General features: G+C 30.6%; 16 protein-coding genes. 15 read left to right on the forward strand and 1 reads right to left on the reverse strand.

The window, feature by feature from the left end; translation table 11 throughout:
* Positions 1-34: 34 nt before the first annotated feature.
* The 15 genes from JE46_RS11505 (at position 35) to JE46_RS11580 (ending at position 19,866) form a co-directional block, all read left to right on the forward strand.
* On the forward strand, positions 35-1,525 hold the full coding sequence (locus JE46_RS11505; RefSeq protein WP_167343431.1) for an O-antigen ligase family protein: 1,491 nt from the start codon (positions 35-37) through the stop codon (positions 1,523-1,525).
* Between the two features lie 612 nt (positions 1,526-2,137).
* Positions 2,138-2,365 (forward strand): hypothetical protein, encoded by a 228-nt coding sequence (locus JE46_RS11515; protein ID WP_031455433.1) that lies wholly within the window; start codon positions 2,138-2,140, stop codon positions 2,363-2,365.
* A gap of 72 nt (positions 2,366-2,437) precedes the next feature.
* Positions 2,438-3,646: a DUF4221 family protein gene (locus tag JE46_RS11520; RefSeq protein ID WP_083480874.1), complete on the forward strand. Its 1,209-nt coding sequence runs from the start codon at positions 2,438-2,440 to the stop codon at positions 3,644-3,646.
* A gap of 2 nt (positions 3,647-3,648) precedes the next feature.
* The gene (locus JE46_RS11525; protein WP_031455435.1) at positions 3,649-4,113 is read left to right on the forward strand and encodes a hypothetical protein; all 465 of its coding nucleotides are present in this window, start codon (positions 3,649-3,651) and stop codon (positions 4,111-4,113) included.
* A 166-nt stretch (positions 4,114-4,279) separates the two neighbouring features.
* Positions 4,280-6,595, forward strand: a complete 2,316-nt coding sequence (locus tag JE46_RS11530) for a hypothetical protein (protein ID WP_167343432.1) — start codon at positions 4,280-4,282, stop codon at positions 6,593-6,595.
* A gap of 155 nt (positions 6,596-6,750) precedes the next feature.
* Positions 6,751-9,480, forward strand: a complete 2,730-nt coding sequence (locus JE46_RS11535) for an outer membrane beta-barrel protein (protein WP_031455437.1) — start codon at positions 6,751-6,753, stop codon at positions 9,478-9,480.
* Between the two features lie 71 nt (positions 9,481-9,551).
* Complete coding sequence (gene lepB, locus JE46_RS11540) at positions 9,552-10,679, forward strand: signal peptidase I (protein WP_083480876.1); 1,128 nt, start codon at positions 9,552-9,554, stop codon at positions 10,677-10,679.
* 120 nt (positions 10,680-10,799) lie between these two features.
* Positions 10,800-12,743 carry a hypothetical protein gene (locus tag JE46_RS11545; RefSeq protein WP_031455439.1) on the forward strand — a complete coding sequence of 648 codons (1,944 nt, stop codon included), beginning with the start codon at positions 10,800-10,802 and terminating at the stop codon, positions 12,741-12,743.
* A 223-nt stretch (positions 12,744-12,966) separates the two neighbouring features.
* Positions 12,967-13,194, forward strand: a complete 228-nt coding sequence (locus tag JE46_RS11550) for a hypothetical protein (protein ID WP_031455440.1) — start codon at positions 12,967-12,969, stop codon at positions 13,192-13,194.
* A 69-nt stretch (positions 13,195-13,263) separates the two neighbouring features.
* Entirely contained in the window at positions 13,264-14,469 is a 1,206-nt protein-coding gene (locus tag JE46_RS11555; RefSeq protein ID WP_031455441.1) for a DUF4221 family protein, read from the forward strand.
* 472 nt (positions 14,470-14,941) lie between these two features.
* Entirely contained in the window at positions 14,942-15,775 is an 834-nt protein-coding gene (locus JE46_RS11560) for a hypothetical protein (protein WP_031455442.1), read from the forward strand.
* Complete coding sequence (locus tag JE46_RS11565) at positions 15,741-16,886, forward strand: hypothetical protein (RefSeq protein WP_167343434.1); 1,146 nt, start codon at positions 15,741-15,743, stop codon at positions 16,884-16,886. The genes JE46_RS11560 and JE46_RS11565 overlap by 35 nt, the downstream gene beginning before the upstream one ends.
* Before the next feature lie 646 nt (positions 16,887-17,532).
* A complete protein-coding gene (locus JE46_RS11570; protein WP_031455444.1) occupies positions 17,533-18,666 on the forward strand; it encodes an AAA family ATPase in 1,134 nt (377 codons plus the stop codon).
* A complete protein-coding gene (locus tag JE46_RS11575; RefSeq protein WP_031455445.1) occupies positions 18,656-19,096 on the forward strand; it encodes a hypothetical protein in 441 nt (146 codons plus the stop codon). The genes JE46_RS11570 and JE46_RS11575 overlap by 11 nt, the downstream gene beginning before the upstream one ends.
* Before the next feature lie 200 nt (positions 19,097-19,296).
* Positions 19,297-19,866, forward strand: a complete 570-nt coding sequence (locus tag JE46_RS11580) for a DUF6252 family protein (RefSeq protein ID WP_031455446.1) — start codon at positions 19,297-19,299, stop codon at positions 19,864-19,866.
* A gap of 67 nt (positions 19,867-19,933) precedes the next feature.
* On the opposite strand, the gene JE46_RS11585 is transcribed toward JE46_RS11580, so the two are convergent.
* Positions 19,934-20,608: a hypothetical protein gene (locus tag JE46_RS11585; RefSeq protein WP_031455447.1), complete on the reverse strand. Its 675-nt coding sequence runs from the start codon at positions 20,606-20,608 to the stop codon at positions 19,934-19,936.
* Between the last annotated feature and the right edge of the window lie 62 nt (positions 20,609-20,670).

Raw genomic sequence — 20,670 nt, forward strand, 5'->3', positions numbered from 1 at the left:
TTTCTGGTTGCTGCTTTGTATTATAATTTCAGGTATGATACAAGCGTTACATGGATATTTTCAGTTATTGGGTTTTTTATCTTCAAATCATTCGGGGTACAAAATCACGGGAAGTTTTTTTAATCCCGGACCTTATGCCGGTTTTTTAGTAGCAGTTTGGATAATTGCTTTGGGGATGTATTTGTTTCATGAAAAAATAGTAAGTCAGTTACAAATACAGGATGGTAAATCTTCATTGTTTGCAGAGCATTATTCAAAGCACATTTTTTTGTATATTCCCCTTCTTACACTATGGTGTATATCCATGCTGCTTTGTGTTTTACAATCCCGTGCCTCCTGGATAACTGCATTGGTGTGCGGAGGAATATTAATTGATTTAAAGTTTCATTTTTTTAGAAAACTCAAAAAAAGATTAGTTGGCGGCTACTCTAAAATAGCTTTACTAACCTTATCAATATTAATTGCCTGCCTTATAAGTTTTGCTATTTATAATTATAAAAAAAGTTCTTCGCAGGGAAGAACATTTATATGGAAAATTAGCAGCGAGATGATTTTAGACTCTCCTTTTTTTGGAGTTGGTTTTGATCGTTTCAAAGCGCATTATATGAGTTACCAAGCCAATTATTTTAAGGAAAATGCTAAAATAGCGGAATCCTATTTGGCAGATAATACTTATTATGCCTTTAATGAGTTTATCCAGTTTACAGCTGAAAACGGTTTTACAGGTTTATTAATTCTAATAGCATTAATTTATACAACATTTTGTGTTTCAACTGAGCCTGCGTTGGAGTCGTATTCGCAAATTATAAAGTCTGCTTTATTGGGAATACTTCTTTTTTCTTTTTTCTCTTATCCTATGCAGATTCTTCCTATAAAAGTGATTATGTATTTTCTATTGGCCGAGTTGGCTAATTTAGATTCAAAAAAATCAACATTTTTAGTTCATGATAATGTTTTAAATCAAGGAGTTAAAAATAGTTTTAAAGTTTTTGGTATAGCTAGTAGTGTTGTTTTTATAACAGCTGGAATAATAGATGTAAGACAGCTGCATGAGGCTTTTAAAAACTGGAATGAAGCACAAAGGAGATATAATACCAATGATTATGCTGTAGCAGTTCAAATCTACGAGCAAGTTTATCCTGTTCTGTATGATGAGGGGGATTTTTTGATGAATTATGCCAAAGCTTTATCCTTAAATAAACAAGATAAGCGGGCTATTGAAATTTTTGAACTAGCAAAAAGACAGTTAAACACAACTATTATTGAAACTGGTTTAGGAGATGCTTACAAGGGCGAAAAGGAGTATGATAAAGCAGTTGTAGCTTATCAAAACGCTTACGATATGATTCCTTCCAGGTTTTATCCATTATATCTCAGAGCAAAATTATATGAAGAAACTGGAGAACATGAAAAAGCGGTAGTTGTTGCTCAGCTAATTTTAAGAAAAGAGGTTAAAATATATTCAACTGCTATTGTTGAGATGAAAGCTGAAATGAAAAAAATAATTACCAAATATGATAAATGAACCAGTAAGTTCTTATATGGTCTTACTTGAATAATGAAAGTAGGCTGATTTAATTTGAAATCATTTAAGAGTTAGGATTGCCTTGGGATTTAATGTCCTTCTGATATTTTGAAAATATAATTGAAAGGATTAGTTTAAAATGATAGCATTATGACTTACACTGAAAGAAAAGAAAAGGAAAGCTACCTTCTGTATTTAATAGAACATAAAAGACTGAATTCTCTAGAAAAAGTAGCGGGGGACTACAATTGCAGTATCAGGACAATCAAAAGAATGTTGAACAGTTTAAGATATGAAGGATATAATATCAGATACTGCAGAAAAAGTAATAAATATTTTATGGCCAAGTAGCAAAGTGACAGAATTTGTCCCTATAATGTTATTCTTTTGTGAAAATAAGACCTCTGGTCTCCTAATTAAAAAATATAATCACACATCATTTAACTAAAATATGAGCTTATGAATTAAACTCAAATGAAACCAGAGGAAGTCTTTAATTTTATTGACTAAATAATAGCAAATGAAACTATTATTTAATATTTGGTAAAGGTAGTATTTCCTAAAAGACTTTTACAAGACATAAAATAATTTGTAAAATTTAAATTTATTAAAATGAAAAAAATTATAGGAGTTTTAGCAGTTTTTACTTTTTCAGTAGTAATGTTTTCAAACACAGATACCGAAAATCAATCAAATCAAGATACTAGCTTGAGTAATCTTTTGCAATTAAATTCAGCTAATGCTGAATGTACACCGTCCGGCTCATCCTCTGCAAATGCTTTTTGTACAGCATCAGGCAGATGCAGGTATGATACTACAACAAGAGATTGTCACTTGTAGATTGCTTATTAATAACAATTAATTTATAATTCAAGACCAGACTTGTGTTTGGTCTTGTTTAACAATCTTTTTATGAAATTAATAAACCTTAAAGTATTATGCAGCCTGCTGCTTTTTTGTATGATTTTATCCTGTACATACAATACAAACAAAATTGAAAATGTAAATCAAGGGAAACTTACAGCGACAATGCAGCTAAGTGAAGTTCAGACAAAAAGAATTATTTTGGATACCAATACGGCTCCTAAACCTCAATATATTCAAATATATAAAGACTTGAACAACATATTGAACCTAACCTTTCTAAATACCTACAATAATTCTATCTATTTTTATAATTACAAAACATCAGAGTTTTTAAAAAGAATAACTTATGATAAAAATGGAGTTGATGGAATTGATATGCCTTTGGGGTATCATATTAAAAATATGGATTCTATTTATGTATTTAATTATAAAAATTTGGAATTATTGATTACTAATGATAAAAGTAAAGTATTTGATAAGATACCATTAACTGATAATCAGGATTTCAAAAAGTCGTCTAGTCAATCTTTGTATTATTCTCAATTCCTCCCTGAAACTTCTAACCCTTTTTTAGAAACTTCTAAGGAGCTATTGCTCCCTGCTCAATACATTAGAGCTATTCCCGATTCATTAATTTCTAAAATAAAATTTCTGGAACGAATTAGTCTTAAAACAAATGAATTAACACTCAATAATACTTATCCTTCTTCATTATATGGAAACAATTACAATTGGGATGATGAAACATTTACGGAAGTTTTTGCTGAGCTTCATCCTGACGGTGATAAAGTAATTTACAGCTTTCCAATTTCACACGAACTTTATATCACCAAAATTGGTTCCGAACAGTACAAAACTGTATATGCAGGAAGTAATTTTGCTGGAAATATTTTATCGATTGATAAGAAACCAAATAAAACAACAAGAGAAAACTTAATCCTGCATATTGCCAGCCAGGACTTATATGCTGCGATCAAATACGATAAGTATAGAAAGGTATATTATCGTTTTTTGCGCAGGGCAATTCCTAATTCAACAATTAAGAATCAGATTAAGGAGAAACCTATAACGGTAATAATACTTGATAGCAATTTTGGCTATTTGGGGGAAAGCACTATAGGAACGAGTGAAGATTGGCACTGGCAGAATAGTTTTGTAACAGAAGAAGGACTTAATATAGAATTCATAGATAAAAAAGATGTTAATGAAGGAAGTCTGAACTTTAAAATATTTGTACCTAAAAAAATTAAATAAACATGAGAAAATTATTGTTTTACACCATACTTTCGTCTTTAATTGCTTTTTGCTTTTCATGTAATAAAAGTATTCAGGAAAAAGAAAAAGATCAATTAACCGATGCTGTTGATAATATCGGGATAAAAAAAAATATAGACTGGATCGTAATACTTCCTGGTTTAGGATGTTCAGGTTGCATTCAGGAAGCTGAAGATTTTTTGAAAAAAAACGCCAATAACAAAAGAATCTTTTTTGTATTGACAAAAATAGAGTCCCTTAAAATTTTGCAGCAAAAAACAGGCGTAAAAATAGGTGAACATTCTAATATTATAGTAGACAGAGCAGATCAGTTTATTGTTCCCACAGACAATAGCATTTATCCCTGCATTATCAAATTTAGTGACGGAGAACTCTTAAGCCATGAGTTTCAATCTCCAGATAACTCAAACGCTTTTGAAAAGCTTAAAGCCAGAGTAAGTTTGTAAAAAAAATTACTTGTTTTTAAATAAGATTGCCAGTTAGGAGTTTTTGTTTCATAACAGTTAAGATCTCAATGTACATTCTATAAAAGCCATTTTAAGTTACCAAATAGTGAAAAGCCAAGCGAAATATCATATAGCCCTATTGTTACTAAGGTTTAGCGTGTGTTTGTTGTATATCATATCAGCAGTATGTTATTCTCAAACAAAGACTAGTACTGCCGACGTGATAGCCGACAACATTCAGACACTGACCAAAAATCATAATTTAGATAATGTTTATATACAAACCAGCAAAAACATATACGAAACCCAGGAAGATCTTTGGTTTAAAGCGTATGTATTAGACTCACAAAGTTTTATTCCTTCTTTACGCAGTAAAATTTTATTTGTTCAGCTCATCGAAGATCAAACCGATAAAGTGGCCTGGGAAGAAAAATATGAAATTGAAAATGGTTTTGTATCAGGGCATTTATATTTAGATGATTCCTTAAAACCTGGTTCTTACACATTGGCGGTCTACAGTTCGGCATCTTTTTACAAAGGCATCAAAAGTTTTAATTCAGCAGCCAGGATAAACATCCTAAAAAGCATTAATGACAAACCCAGGTCTCAAAGTAAGGCATCTCAAAAAGATACTGATTTAAATTTCACACTTTTCCCTGAGGGTGGAAATATGGTCTCGGGCATTCAAAATAAAATTGCTTTCAAGGCTTTGGATTCAAAAGGATTACCAGTTGATGTGTCTGGAAAATTGTATGAAAACAACATTGCGGTGTTAGATTTTAAAAGTGTTCATGTAGGGATGGGAAGTTTTTTATTTGAGCCCAAATCAAATAGTAAATATCACATTGAACTGAGCAACAAAACAAGTTATCCATTACCGCAGATTTTCAACCGTGGTACTGTTTTACATTTACTGAGTAATGATAATAACTTCGCTGTCTTTAATGTACAAAATAGCGGGAGTGCAATCAAGGAGAATGTTTTTTTAAGAGTGCAGTCCAGAGGTATAGTGTATAGTGTTGCAATTGGAGTTTTAGAAGATAAATTAACCATTAGAATCCCTCTAAAGGAGTTGCCTCAGGGTATTGCCGAGGTAACTCTTTTTAATGAAAATATAGAACCAATAGCAGAGCGCTTGATATATGTTAATCAGCAAAAGAAATTAAACATAGAAGCTTTGCTTGATAAAAGTGAATACAAAAAAAGAGAAAAAGCCAGTTTAAAAATAAAGGTCACCGATGAGAATAATCAACCTGTAATTGCTAACTTGGGAGTAAGTGTAGTTGATCAATTGTATATAAATAAATCCGATTCAAGAACTATAATGAGCCATTATTATCTTTCTAGTCAGTTGAATAGTAAAGTTTATGACCCAGGGTATTATTTCAATAAAGACAATACCAATAAAGACAGTGCACTGGATCTGTTATTGCTTACCCAGGGATGGAGACGTTATATTTGGAATGAAAACAACTTGAAAGAACATAATATACTTTTTAAGACTATTCTATCAGATAGCATTTCCGGAAATCTTGGGCTGGAGAATCCAAATAAAAAAAACTCAGAAGCAATACCAAAAATTGTAATGGTTTTTACATCTGATCCTTTGAAAGGACAAGACATTTTTACGGCCAATCCTAATGGCACCTTTAGTATAACCCCGAATCATTTAAAAATGGGGGAAGGGGAGAATCTATTTATTAAACCAATGACAGCTGATAAACCCAAACATGTTATTGCTATAAAAGACAATTCATTTGATATCATAAACTCAAGCAGGAAAGAGATAGCCGGTAACTATCCAGTTGATAAATTGGTAAAGGAAAATTTTGATGATATATCTAAAACATTAATGCGTTTGGATCATCTTCAAAAATTAGATGAAGTTGTTATTGGAGATAAAAAAAAGAAAGTTTTTAGAAATAAATATTTAGGAACCTTGGATAGCTTATCACGATTGAATTCCGGGAATTCGGATTTTGTATGTTTGGAAGGAGGACCGTCGAGGCCTATTTTAAATTGTTTTATGAACAATCACCATGAAGGCAAAACCAGAGCTCCAAAAAACGGAGAAAAGGTTGTTGTGCTTCTGGGTAAAAACAGAGAAATATTAGGTACCGATTATCCGCACCAAAATTATTACGGGACAAGTGAAATTATTTATAAAAATCCTGATCAGGATTTAACGGAAGAACAGCTTCTGAAAAAGTTCAATTTAAAAATGATCAAAGGCTATTATGGAAAGCGGGAATTTTATGAAGCGGTCTACGATCAGGTAACCATAAACGATCCTTTCCCTGATTACAGAAATACCCTGTTTTGGAAGTCCGATGTTATTACTAATGAAAAAGGGGAAGCTGTTGTAGACTTTTATTGTTCGGATATCGACACCATCTTTTTAGGGCAAATTGAAGCAGTAAATGCTGGGGGCTTGCTTGGAATGGGAAATTTCAAACTTAAAGTTGCAGCTAAAGAGAATTAAATTATATGCTGCTCTTGATGATTTCTCATTATAGATTTTATTACCAGTTTCGATTTTTAAGGTCGTCAAAATTATAATATAAAATCATTATTAGATAAAGATATAATAGAAGCCAGCTTTTATGCAGATTCAACATTATAAAAAAATACCAATTAATGAAATTAACTATAAATTATATCCTATTGATCTTTTGTTGTTTTGGCAGTTTTTATTCTTTTGCACAAAAGAACATTGTTGTCAATGGCAGGGTAATTAACCATAAAGCGGAATCTTCCATAGAATCAGCTACAGTTTATTTAATTCATTCAAAAGATTCCTCTGTAATAGCATACACTATTTCAGATAAATACGGACGTTTTAAATTAGAGACCAGGTCTAAGGCAGAAAATGTAATATTCAGGATTTCAGCAGAAGGTTATCAGGAAATCTCTAAGACATTGGAAAATATCAGCGAGGATCTAGATTTAGGGGTATTCAAGCTTTTGGAATATGAAAACAAACTAAACGAAGTCATAATAAAGAGCATAGCACCGCCTATTCGTATCAAAAAAGATACTTTGGAATTTAATGCATCTTCATTTAAGCTTCGCCCGGATGCAAATGTTGAAACGCTATTGAGACAATTGCCAGGTGTTACCATTGATGCTGACAAAAAAATTATGGTAAACGGTAAAGAGGTCAATCAAATACTGCTTAACGGGAAACCTTTTTTTGGAGAAGACGGTAAAATCGCTCTTCAGAATCTACCTTCGGAAATTATTAAAAAAATACAAATCTCCAATACTAAAACTAAAGAGGAGGAATTTACAAAGCAAGCCTCCAGTTCTAATAAAGCTTCTATTAATTTAACAATTGAAAAAGATAAGAGCAAGGGTTTCTTTGGAAAATTTCTAGGGGGATATGGCAGTTCTGACCGGTATGAAAGCAGTGCCTTGCTGAGTTATTTCAAAGATAAAAGAAGAATTAGCTTTTTGGCTTCTTCCAATAATATCAATGCCACTGGATTTTCTATGGATGAGGTTTTTGATAACATGCGGGGAGGGAGAAACTCAGGGTCTCGCGGACCCGTAATTGGAAGAGGGCCGGGAATTATCAAATCAAATTTAATAGGGCTGAACTATGTTGATGAATGGTTTAAAGGCAACAAATCAAATGGAAATTATTTTTTTACAGATTCTGATTCTGAAAATAATAACAGAACATCAGAACTTACACTCTTGCCTGAGAGTTCTTTACTCGCCGAATCGACTACCAAAACAAAAAGGGGTTTTTCAAAACACAATGCAGATTTTAATCTTGAGTTTGATATTTCGGCAATGACAAAAATTATTATTACTCCAAAACTCGACATCGGAAACACTACAGAAGCTGTTTCTTTTTATAGAAAGACCACCGATGATAATGATCAACTGATCAATACTACTGATTCTGACAATTCGAATCAAACTGATAACACAAATTTTCAGAATAATATTAGCGTTTTTACAAAAACAAAAAAGAAAGGAAGGTATTTTACGGCTAATTTTTCTAATGAAAATTCAAAAACGGACTCCAATTCGATTATAGAATCCACTACAATTTATCAGCAGGGAGATACACCAGATGACATTCGTAATCAAAATGTCAAAGCAGTAAATAAGAGAGACAGTTATTTAAATTCTTTGCGTTATACAGAACCGTTAACGGACTCTTTGAGCTTGAATTTTAATATCAATACGGAATGGGAAAAAATAGTCGATGACAAAAAAACGTATGATCGCAATTATACCGTTCATCAATTAGTAGATTCCCTTACCAATTATAGTTTATCTACCAGATTCCAGATTAACCCTAAAGTGGGCTTTACCATCAATAAAAGTAAATTGAATTTAACAGTCTCTACAGGAACCTATTTTGTCACGGCGCAAAACAATGCAGAATATATAAATCAGATTACATCCTTAAATAAAAATTATATAATTCCTGAGGGATCATTAAAAGGAAGTTATCAGTTTACAGAAGAGAAAGGATTGTACATGTTTTATGAACGTAGATTTTTAATTCCTAAAGATTATCAGATTTTAGCAGTTCCTAATCTGGATAATCCATTAGTGACAAGAACCGGAAATCCGGATTTGAAAGCATCAACATCGCATGTTGCTTATTTTACTTACACCAGTTACAATCCTCAAACTCTTTCTGGCTATGATATATATTCTAATACCACTATTTATGATAATCAAATAATAGCTGCCTCAGCTTTTAATAGTGCCGGGAGACAAATTTCAACTTATCAGAATGTTTATGGTACCTACAATACGCTATTAGGAATTGAATGGAATAAAACAATAAAGAAGAATTTACATGTATTTCTGCTGATGTTCGCGATAAACACGGACTATCTTTTAGATAAAGGATTTACCAACGGGCAATTGTATTCTGCAAAAACATTACGTTTTTCTCCTGTTCTACAGCTTTCCTATGATTATGGAAAATTGATGAGTATCAAACCAAGATATAGTTTTGCATATAATGATACCAAATACACTAATAGTTTTATTAATTCAACATCTAATAAACTGCATAATTTTAATATTGAAACAACCTGTTATTGGCCAAAAAGCTGGGTTTTTGGAAATGACTTTGGCTATACTTACAATTCAGATATTTCCGGACCGTATAAAAAATATTTTTATTTATGGAATACCAGTTTATCCTACAAATTTGCAAAAGATAAAATGACTTTCAAAGTAAAAGTATATGATTTGCTGAACCAAAATCAGAGTACTTCAAGAACCATTACACCAACAGCTGTTGTGGATGCTGAAAATACAGTTTTAAAGCGTTATGTTATGTTTTCATTACTGTATAAATTTCAAAATTTCGCCACAAAGAAAAAGAATTAAAAAATAACTATATACACTAAAAATCACCTTAAGAAGTGAATTTTGAATAAGTAGAACTACACATTAATTTTATGATAAAAAAGATACTGATCAGTTCTCTGCTGCTATTTTTAATAGTTTTAGGTTTATTTTGGCTTAGTGCCGCAATACTGCTTTTTATAGTAACCTACAGTATTATATCACATTATATTAAATTAATTAAGCATTCTTTTTTAAAAAAAACAATTAAATGCATAGTTGTGTTTTTGTTTCTTTTATCATCATTGATCTTTAGCAGGATGTTAATCCTTGATTTATTTAGAATTCCAAGTTCTTCAATGGAAAACCTGTTTTATCCTGGTGATATTATTGTGGTGAATAAACTAAAATATGGCCCAAAATTACCACGTTCTCCTTTTGATATTCCTTTTATAAACCTGGCTTTTTATAACAATAAAAATGCTTTGTCAAGAATAAAGAGCAACTGGTGGAATTACAATCGGTTAGCAGGTACAACAAATGTTAAAAGAGGAGATGTCTTTGTGTTTTCGTTGGACATAAGCCGAAAATATTTTGTTGTTAAACGATGTGTTGGACTCCCGGGAGATACAATAAAGATAATTAAAGGGGAAGTCTATGCGAATTCCACACTATACAATTCTCCTGAAACGGTCAAAAACAGTTGTAATTTCAGATTAAAAAACAAAAAAAAATTCTTCACTATAATTGATTCACTAAAAATAGAAGAAAATTTAATTTACGACAATAGTTCTCCAAATTGGGCTAGTGGAATCTTTTCAAAACACGAATTGCAGATACTCCAGAAAATGAATTGCATTGACTCGATAAAAAAGAATATAGACCATCTGAATGTTGCTCAGGAAGAACTATTGAAAACCACGGACAGCAGATGGACTTTAGATGATATGGGGCCTATAATAATACCAAAAAAAGGAATGGAAATAGATTTGAATCCTGATAACTTTTTGCTGTATAAAAAAATATTTAACTTATTTGAAAATAGTATTATCATACAGCGAAACGGTATTTACTTCATTGATGGCGAAAAAGAAACTACATATAAATTCAAACTAAATTATTATTTTATGATGGGAGACAATAGAAAAGGGACTTCAGATTCAAGATCTTGGGGATTTCTTCCAGAATCTAATGTTATAGGAAAAGTTCAGTGTGTATTATTTTCGAATAAAAATAAATAAATTTTAATGAGATGGATTGTTCAAAGTGGTTTAAATTAAGATTATCAAATACTTGCAGCTATTGTATTTAGACAGGCTCGTCATTGGAGAACACATAAGAATATAACCGAATTGGGATTTATGAAAAAAATAGTATGGATTATTATATTGATTGTAGTTGGATCCTGTGCCAGACACAATGAGGAATTTCAACTGGAGGTTCCGCAGGATGTTATAAAAAAAAGTAATGAGGCTAAAGAATTTGTTTTAAAAGCCTTAAAGCCAAAAGATGATTTTAAATCTAAATCAGCAAGATGTCTTTTAGATAATTTAAGGTATCAAAAAAACAGTAGCGGCTTAAGGCAAAAAACATATGATAAGCTTATCAATGAATACTACAAAAATCAAGATTCTTTGCTTCTGCAAATGACTGATATCAAAGATGAATTTCCAGAGGATACTGAATCATATGATGTTGATTTAATGAGCAAAAAGAGTCTTTTGAACAACATTGAAGACAGCTATAAGACTTTTTTGGAATGCCGCTGGAACCATCAGATTTCCTTGGATACCTATTGCCAGTATGTACTTCCATATAAAATAAATAAGGAGCCCCATACTTTAGAGTGGAAGAATAACTTTAGAAACGAATTTATAAAAGATAATGGCAGATCTGTTTTCCAACAGGACATTACAGGCGCTGCGTCGAAAGTACATAAATGGCTTTTTGAAAGAAAAAGTGCATTTCGTTTGCATAGTAATGAGATAGGCTTAAATATACCAGATCTTTCAGTAAATACCTTAGACAAATTGATGTTTGGCTCATGCCATGAAATTTCAGCTGTTGGTGTAGGGTATATGCGTGCACTGGGAATTCCTGCTGCAATAGATTTTGCCCCGACTTATTTGAATACCAATGCAGGTCACGAATGGAGTGCTGTTATTGTTGATTCTACGCATTGTCTTCCATTTGACATTACCACTAAAGAAATAAATGTCATTAAAAAAGACTTTTATTTCTTTTCTAAAGTTTATCGAAGAGCTTACATCCCTGTTAAAGAGTCACATTTTATGCAGAGAGGAAATTGTAGTTTTTTGCCGGAATTTTTTAATAACCCATTTATAAAAGATGTTACAAATTCATACACAAAAACAAGCAATATTAATATTGAGGTTGTAAATGATTTTAGTTCAAAATTTGGATACATCTGCGTCTTTAATAGGAGAACATTATCATGGAGTCCTGTGGGCTGGGGTAAAATTAAAAATGGAATTGCATCCTTTAATAATGTTGGCACTGGTGGTGTTTACTTAGCTGTAATGATTGAAGAAGATGGATCAGCTCCCATCAATTCCTCTTTTGTATTAAATAAAAATGGAAAAGTTACCTTTTTAAAAGCTAAACTATCAGCTCTGGAATCGGTAAAACTGTTTCGAAAAATTAACAGCAATCAATTTAAAGAAGATCAGAAAGACCGTATGATAGGAGGGGTGTTTCAGGGAGCAAATCGTTTAGATTTTAAAGATGCAATAAATCTGTATAACATAAAGAAAAACCCTGGAGATTTTTTCAATAGCATTGAATTGGAGAGTAAAAGTATTCAGGAATTTAAATATGTAAGATATCTTTCGCCAGAGAAATCATTTGGGAATGTAGGTGAAGTAGAATTTTACCAGGCTGGGAGCTCAATTCCTGTCAAGGGAAATGTAATTGGTACAGTCGGCTCTTTTTATGATAATCCCAAAACCACCAAAGAAGCGGCATTTGATGGAAGCGTCTTAACTTTTTTTGATTCTAAATTTGCTGATCACAGCTGGGTGGGGCTGGATTTAAATTTCAAGAGGAAAATCAGTAAAATTAGATTTATTGCAAGAAACGATATGAATTGTGTACAGACGGGAAATCTATATGAACTTTTTTACTGGGATGATAAGTGGATATCGTTAGGAAAAAAGACCGCAGAAACAACATCGCTGATCTATAAAAATGTGCCCAAGAATTCTCTTTTGTGGCTTAGAAACCTAAGTGAGGGCAATGAGGAGAGAATATTTACATATGAAAATGGAAAGCAAGTTTGGTGGTAGAAGCAGGATTGAATAGAATGTATGAAATTAAAAATATAATCACAGATCGTTTAACTAAAAAATAGGTTTATGAATTAAAGCTCACGTAACCAGAGGAAGTCTTTAGTTGTTATAGGCTAAATGATAGCTTTAACTAAGTCTATTATTTAATATTTGGAAGAGTAGTATTTCCTCACAGACTTTTGCAAAAAAAATAATATTGTAAAAATTTAAATTATCAAAGATGAAAAAAGTAGTAGTAGTTTTAGGTTTTTTTGCCTTTTTTGTAGTCATTGCATCAAATACAGATATTCAAAATCAGTTGAATAACGATGTGAATATGAGTACTCTTTTGAGATTAAATACGGCAAATGCAGAATGTATACCCGCTTCAAACGGAGCATCAGCAGGAAGATGTTCGTTTTCTGGCAGATGTTTCTATGATGTGACAGTTAGGGATTGTGCTCTTTAAAAAGTGTATAACAATTAAATAAAAACTAAAGACCAAACTAAATGGTTTGGTCTTATCTACAATTTCACCATGAAATGCATAAACCTTAAAGTATACAATTTACTATTTTTTTTGCTCCTTTTATCCTGTACCTCCAATACAAATAAAATTGAAAATAGAAAGAAAGGAAAGCTTCAAGAATCAATGGAGTTAGCCGAAATACAAACAAAAAGTATTGTTTTAGATAGCAATACCTCTCCCAAACCACAGTATATACAAATATTTGAAGATGAAAACGGTCTGCAGAATTTCACTTTTTTAAATACGTTTAATAACTCTATATATTTTTATAATTATAAAACTTCTGAATTCATAAAAAAGATAAGTTATGATCAAAATGGAACTGAAGGAATTCAAATGCCTCTGGGATATCATATAAAAAATATGGATTCAATATACATCTATAATTATTCCAACTTGGAGCTCTTAATTACTAATAGTAAAAGTAAAGTCCTGGAAAAGATTTCGTTAATTGGAAATCATGATTTTAAAAAATCATCAAATGTTTTATTATATTATCCTCAATTTTTCCCCGGAACATCAAACCCCTTTATAGAAACTAACAAAGAATTATTGTTGCCAGCACAATATCCTCGCACTCTTTCTGATTCGTTGCTATCTAAGATTAAATTTCTCCAACGAGTTAATCTTAAAAATAATAAAGTGACATTCAATAATGTTTATCCCTTTTCATTATATGGAAATAATTACAATTGGGATGATGAGATTTTCACTAAAGTCTTTACAGAAATACACCCTGATGGCAATAAATTAATCTACAGTTTCCCTGTTTCACATGATTTATATATAACAACGATAGGGTCTGATGATTATAAAGTAATATATGGTGGAAGTAATTTTGCTGGTACAATTACCTCCATAGATAAAAAAGTAAAAGAGAATACCCGAGATAAAATTGGACAGCATATTGCTTCTCAAGATTTGTATGCTTCTATTAAATATGATAAATTTCGAAAAGTATTCTATCGTTTTTTAAGAAAACGGATTACTGATGCTTCAATTCATATGCAACTTAAAAAGCAGCTTATTGCTGTTATTATCATGGATAGCAATTTTAACTATTTAGGTGAAACAGTTATAGGAGCAAGTGAAGAATGGAACTGGCAGAATACTTTTGTAACAGAAGAAGGGCTTAATATCGAATATTTAGATCGTAAAGATATTGCGGAAGAAAATATAAACTTTAAAATATTCATACCGAAGAAAATTAAATAGCTTTTCTTAGAATATTAAAAAGAGGTTCTGTCACATTTGGGAATGAGTTTATTTTGACCAAGGCGGTTATGCATCTTTCATTCTTTTATGTGGAATCAGTGTTAATGCAGTCTTATATATAATAAATGATTATAATAATTTTTTAAAAAAAAATATCCACTAAAGGAGATTCAAGTTGTTTATTTTAAGGTATTTAAATGTAAAATAACTCCAGTTCTGCTCACGATTATATTTACTATCGCTGGTTTAATCCTTTTACATTAAGTGGGCAAAATGAGGCTTTTTGGTTTTCTTTTGCCGCAGGCTCAATTGGAAGACTAATCTTTTCTTTGATTGGAATATTAGTTTATTTGCCTATTCTGACTGTTGAAAGACAAAATATTTGAATTAATAATGTTTACGTATTGAAAACCAGATATACATAAATGGGAAGACCCAATGTTTTTAAATTTTATTAATAATGTATTGAGTTATGAAAAAAACAATTACAATTATTCTAGCATTATTCTGCTATTCGTGTCAAAAAAAACAAGAAAAAGTCGAAATTGATGTTCCTTTATCAGTGGCTGAAAAAACAGTATCTTTAAAAAACAGTGTTTTAAAGGAAATGCATAGTGAAAATTCATTTCAAATTGAATCAGCTAAAATTTTTTTAGATAATCTAAAATTTCAAAAAAGTTTAAATGGCGAGAGGTACAAGCTATGGAGCAGATTAATAAACGAGCATTCAAATAAAACAGATAGTTTATTAATGGAGATTGGAATACGTAAAAATAATTTTTCTCCAGATGTTGAATCGTATGATATTCTTGCAGTAAAAAAAGAAAATATAGTCAGTAACTTACTGCTGACTTATAAGACTTATCAAAAAAGTAAATGGCAGAATGAGATTTCACTTGACACATATTGTCAATATTTGCTTCCATATAAAATAGGTAAAGAACCGTTCGTTCCTGAATGCAGAAATTATTTATTAAATCAATTTTTAAAAGAAAAAGGTGATTCTATATACAGTGCAAATCTCGTTTCTGCTGCGAAACAAGTGCATAAATGGTTATATTCAAAAAAGTATAAATTTAAGATCCTTGGGAATGAGGAGCAAGCTAATATACCTGAGATGTCAGCAGATATTTTAGATAAATTAAATTTTGGCACATGTCATCAGCTTACGGTAGAAGGAGTTAGTTATATGCGTGCCTTAGGGATACCAGCATCAATAGATTTTGCACCGACATATTTAAATATTAATGCTGGTCATGAATGGGGGGTCAGTGATTTTAGATTCGACGCACTGTCTTCCTTTTGATATTACCTCAAAAAAAATAAATAATATAAAAAAACAATACTTTTATTTTTCAAAAGTATACCGAAGAACCTATCTGCCTGTTAAGGAATCTCACTTTATGCAAAGAGGGGAAAGTATCGCTCTGCCAGCACTGTTTAATAATCCATTTATAAAAGATGTAACAAAATTGTATACGAAAACAGCTAATTTTCAGATTCCAGTTCCAAAAAATGTTACATCAAAGTTTTGTTATATCTGTGTATTTAACAGGAGATCCATGTCTTGGGACCCTGTTGGATGGGGGAAAATAGAAAATGGAAAAGCATCATTCAATGATGTTGGGGTAAATGGAGTATATCTTTCAGTAGTTGAAGAATCTAATAAGCTTGCTATAGTTAATTCGCCCTTCATACTAGACAAAGAAGGCAAGACCAAATTTCTAATTTCAAATCCCTCAGAAACAGAAACTGTTAGATTGTTTCGGAAAGTTAATAGTAATGTATTCAAGGACGTCCAGAAAAGCCGTATGGTCGACGGAGTATTCCAAGGATCTAATTCCATAGATTTTAAAAATCCCGTTAATTTTTATACAATCAAAAAAAATCCCGGAGATTATTTTAATACCGTTCAAATTGAGAAGAAGGGAAATAATGGGGTTAGATATGTTAGATATTATTCCGCTAAAGATTCTTATGGAAATGTAGCTGAAATTGAATTTTATCAGAGTGATTCTGCTAGTCCTTTAAGAGGTAAGATAATTGGGACAGAGGGTTCATATTTGGATGATCCAAAATGCACAAAAGAAGCTGTATTCGACGGAAATCTTCTTTCTTATTTTGACTCAAAATTTGCTGATCATAGTTGGGCAGGCCTTGATCTAGGCGTTAAAAAGGAAATAAGTAAAATTAGATTTATAGCTAGAAATGATATGAATTGCATTCAGATTGGAAATATTTATGAGCTTTTTTATTGGAATAACGGTTGGAAAACATTAGGAAAAAAAACTGCAAAATCAACTTTTCTTGATTACAATAATGTGCCAAAAAAATCTTTATTGTGGTTAAGAAATTTAACAGAAGGCAATGAAGAAAGAATTTTTACTTATGAAAATAAAAAACAAGTCTGGTGGTAATAAAGGTAGAAGAAAAATGGTTTTCTAAAAGTTTCGAACCTAAACTCGTTAGAATTTGATTTTGTTGGATTTCTAGTTTCCCGAAATGCGATGTGCCACAATTCTGCCACAAAACTTAGACTGGTGAAATATCTTTAAAACAGCCTTAACTTTTTGTGGCAAAAAAGGTATCCACTCCAAAAGTGTAGTTCAAATTTTTATGCCATGTAAAATTTGAGCGGTTTTGGAGATAATCAAATTAAGCTTTTAATTAATAGGTGTGTTGAAAAACGGGAATATAATAGAATCATATTTGCGAAAATCCCTGTATTTACTGATATTTAGCTCTTATATGTGATTTTTAGTAAATTATATCTTTTGAATGGGTTTTGATTAATTACGTCTTTTTTTAGATTCGGAAACTTTTGAGATCCAATGAGTGGACAAATCTTTAATTTAGTAGTCTTTTTACTTGTTATTTTGTAGGTTTATTTGTATCTTATTTGTATCATTTTGTAATGTATTGGTATATATAGGTTTGTTACTTTCAAATAAGTGAAATAATTCTTTTGTATTAAGTAATTAGTACAAAGTATTAAGATAGAAACCGGGTCAGAAATGACTCGGTTTTTTTATTTATATTTACATTGTAATTACAAAATGAGAAATGGAAAAGTTAATAGTTAAAAATTTTGGACCAATAAAAGAAGCTGAAATAGATTTGACTAAATATGTTGTGTTTATTGGAGATACTTCTACAGGAAAAAGTGTTTTGGCGAAGTTGATTTCAATTTTTAGAGATTTTTTTAATTTATTGAAAGATAAAAATAATACAGGCGAATTTAATTACGAAAAAGAGCTTGACTTATTTAATCAGTTGAAAAATTATAATATTGATTTTAATTCTGAAAATTCTCTTTTTGAATATTATAATTCAGGACTTATTTTAAAAATTAAAAAAAATAAAATTGATGAAATTAAGGATGATCATAAAGGAGGTAAAAGTTTTGTAAAAATAAGTGATTTACCGGAAAATTTATTACAAGAGGAAATTAATAAAATATATTCTATAATGATAAATAGGGGAAAATCTGTTTATTTTCCTCCAGAAAGAATGTTAACATCTTTGATTGGGTCTTCGATTTCAGGACTATGGGCTAATAATGTTGCGCTTCCAGTTTGTTTTAAGAATTTTGCAGCTAAATATGAGGTTGCTAGAAAAGAAAATGAAAATATGTTATTTGAAGATTTTGGTTTCAGTTATTCTTTCGTTAATAATGAAGAAATAATATCTAATCCTAATGGAGAGTTTCAATTGCATAAAGCTTCAAGTGGAATCCAATCATTATTGCCGCTTCTTTTGGTTCTAAATTATGAATTGAGATTAGAAATTTTGAAACCAGAACTAAATTTTTTAGTTGAAGAGCCTGAATTAAATTTATTTCCTATAAAACAAAAAAAGTTAATTGATTATTTGATACAAAATATAAATGGTACAAAACATAAATTAATAATTACGACGCATAGTCCATATGTGCTTTCCGCATTAGATACGCTAATTTTGGCTAAAAACACTTTTAATGAACGCGAAGTTTTAAAGAAAGAAATTAACGATATTGTTTTTTATTTGCGATGGTTGGATTATGAAGATATTTCTGTTTACGAAGTAAGAAATGATGGAAAAGTATATTCAATCAAAAACGAAGAATTTAGAAGTATTGATACGAATGCAATTGATGGAGTCTCAGATATTATTTCTGAAGAGTTTGATAAACTAACAGAGTTACGATATGCACAATAGTTTTGATGATTTGATTGAAGCGCATCAAGATTGTTGTTCAAAAAGTAAAGTAGCTTCTGAGAATGGAAAACGGTTTGAAATTGACTCAAATGAAGATTTTACAAGAATTAAAATCGACGATTGTTTGATTGCTTCTCAACAAGTTGAAAAATGTGATTTTGGATTTATTAGGCATTCAAATGACGAATTTTATTTCGTTGAACTAAAGGGAAAAGAAATAAAAAAGGCACTAAGTCAAATCATTAGTGCGATCACACATTTTGAGGATCATTTTGTTGGAATACCTAAAGACAAACGATATGGATTTATTGTGAGTTCTAAAAATCCGTTAGCTGGTCAGGCAACAAATATTTTAAAATTAGAATTTGCTAAAAAGTATGGCAAAATTTTAGAGATAAAAAATATACATTGTAAATATATACCAAAATAAACCGGGTCAGAAATGATCCGGTTTTTTTTATGAAATTAAGTTAAAGTATTGAAAAAAAAAGTTGTATGTGTTTGGTGTTTTTTAATAAATCATCTTGTTGAAATTATTTTTAAAAACAACTTTTTATTTATTTTATTAGGTCTTTTATTGTTTAAATTTGCCGAAAATCATTTAAACAATTTAAATCCTAAAACCAGTTTATGACAAAATTTCTATCTATTGGATTACTTTTATTATCTATTGTATTCGTTTCATGTAGTAGTGATGATAATAATTCGGAAAGCGCAATATCAGCTACTATTAATGGTAAAGAATGGAAACCAACAAAAATTAATAGTGTTACTTTGGTCAAAGTTCCAGGTTACCAACAGCTTTTTAATATAAACCTTCAGGATAATTCAATAATGTTATCATTGGCTTTTACAAGCGAATTAACAAATAATGATGGAATGCCGGTAAAGCAGTACAATTTTTTTGAGGATCCTGAAGATGGTCAGATTAGCGATGCATTATTTGTAAATACGTATTTATATTCGAACGGAAATACGCTTACGGAACATTTTCCAAAATCAGGAAAAATTACAGTTACTTCCATAGATATTGCGAAAAAAACAATATCGGGAACGTTTAGTTTTAGATCAGAAAAAGAAACGTCTGAGGATTTAAAAATTAAAGATACAAATCCAAGTTCAACTCCAAATGTTTTTGAAGTTACAAATGGAGTATTTACAAATTTATCATATACAGTAACTACATCTCCAGCACCGTAATACTTTAGTATATATAAAACATAAATATTAATGAACCGGGTCAGAAATGAACCGGTTTTTTTATGATTTAATTTTTATGAAAAAGGCGATACCAAAAATTTCTTTTTACAGCAACAGCTCCGCCTACGACATGAGAGATTGTAGGTGTGTCTAATTCTATAGCACCCAAGTTTATGGGCTTTAATACTGTAATAAAGTAATCAATGTATCCGGCTTTACTAATTGATATTCTATCGTTTTTATTTACTTTTATGCAAAATCTGCCATCTGCATCAGGATGAAATATTTTGTCATAAAGAACAATATTTACTTCTTCAAAATTTGGATTTGTTTCGCCAAGAAAAATTTTCCCTTCAATTTCTATTTCTTCTTTTTTATTATCCATAGAAATATTAGTTTCTATTGGCTTTTTATCATTTTGTTCTATTCTTATCTTTCCCTGAGCTTTTATAGTTTGAGTTCCCAGTCCTAAAAAAGCAATTATTGAAGCAGCTGCAATTACCCAAATTGATTTTTTTTCTTTTGGGATTACTAAATTTCGATTGATTTGAGAGTTATTAAATCGTCCGCATAATTTATCATTTTCATTAAAAGCCATTATAATTTTCTTATCCGAAGATTTCGTAAAGTCAATTACATTTTTTTGGCAGGTGTTACAAAATCTTCCTTTTTCAACTGGAGACATTTCCATCCAATTTTCGTGACATGGTTCAGGAATTGAGATTTTTATTTTATGAATCATTTAGATGATTTGTTTTTATGGGAATAATTAAGAAACTTGATTCTTATAAAAGTAATTATTAT

Source organism: Flavobacterium chungangense LMG 26729, assembly GCF_000735715.2.
GTDB classification, from domain to species: Bacteria; Bacteroidota; Bacteroidia; order Flavobacteriales; family Flavobacteriaceae; genus Flavobacterium; species Flavobacterium chungangense.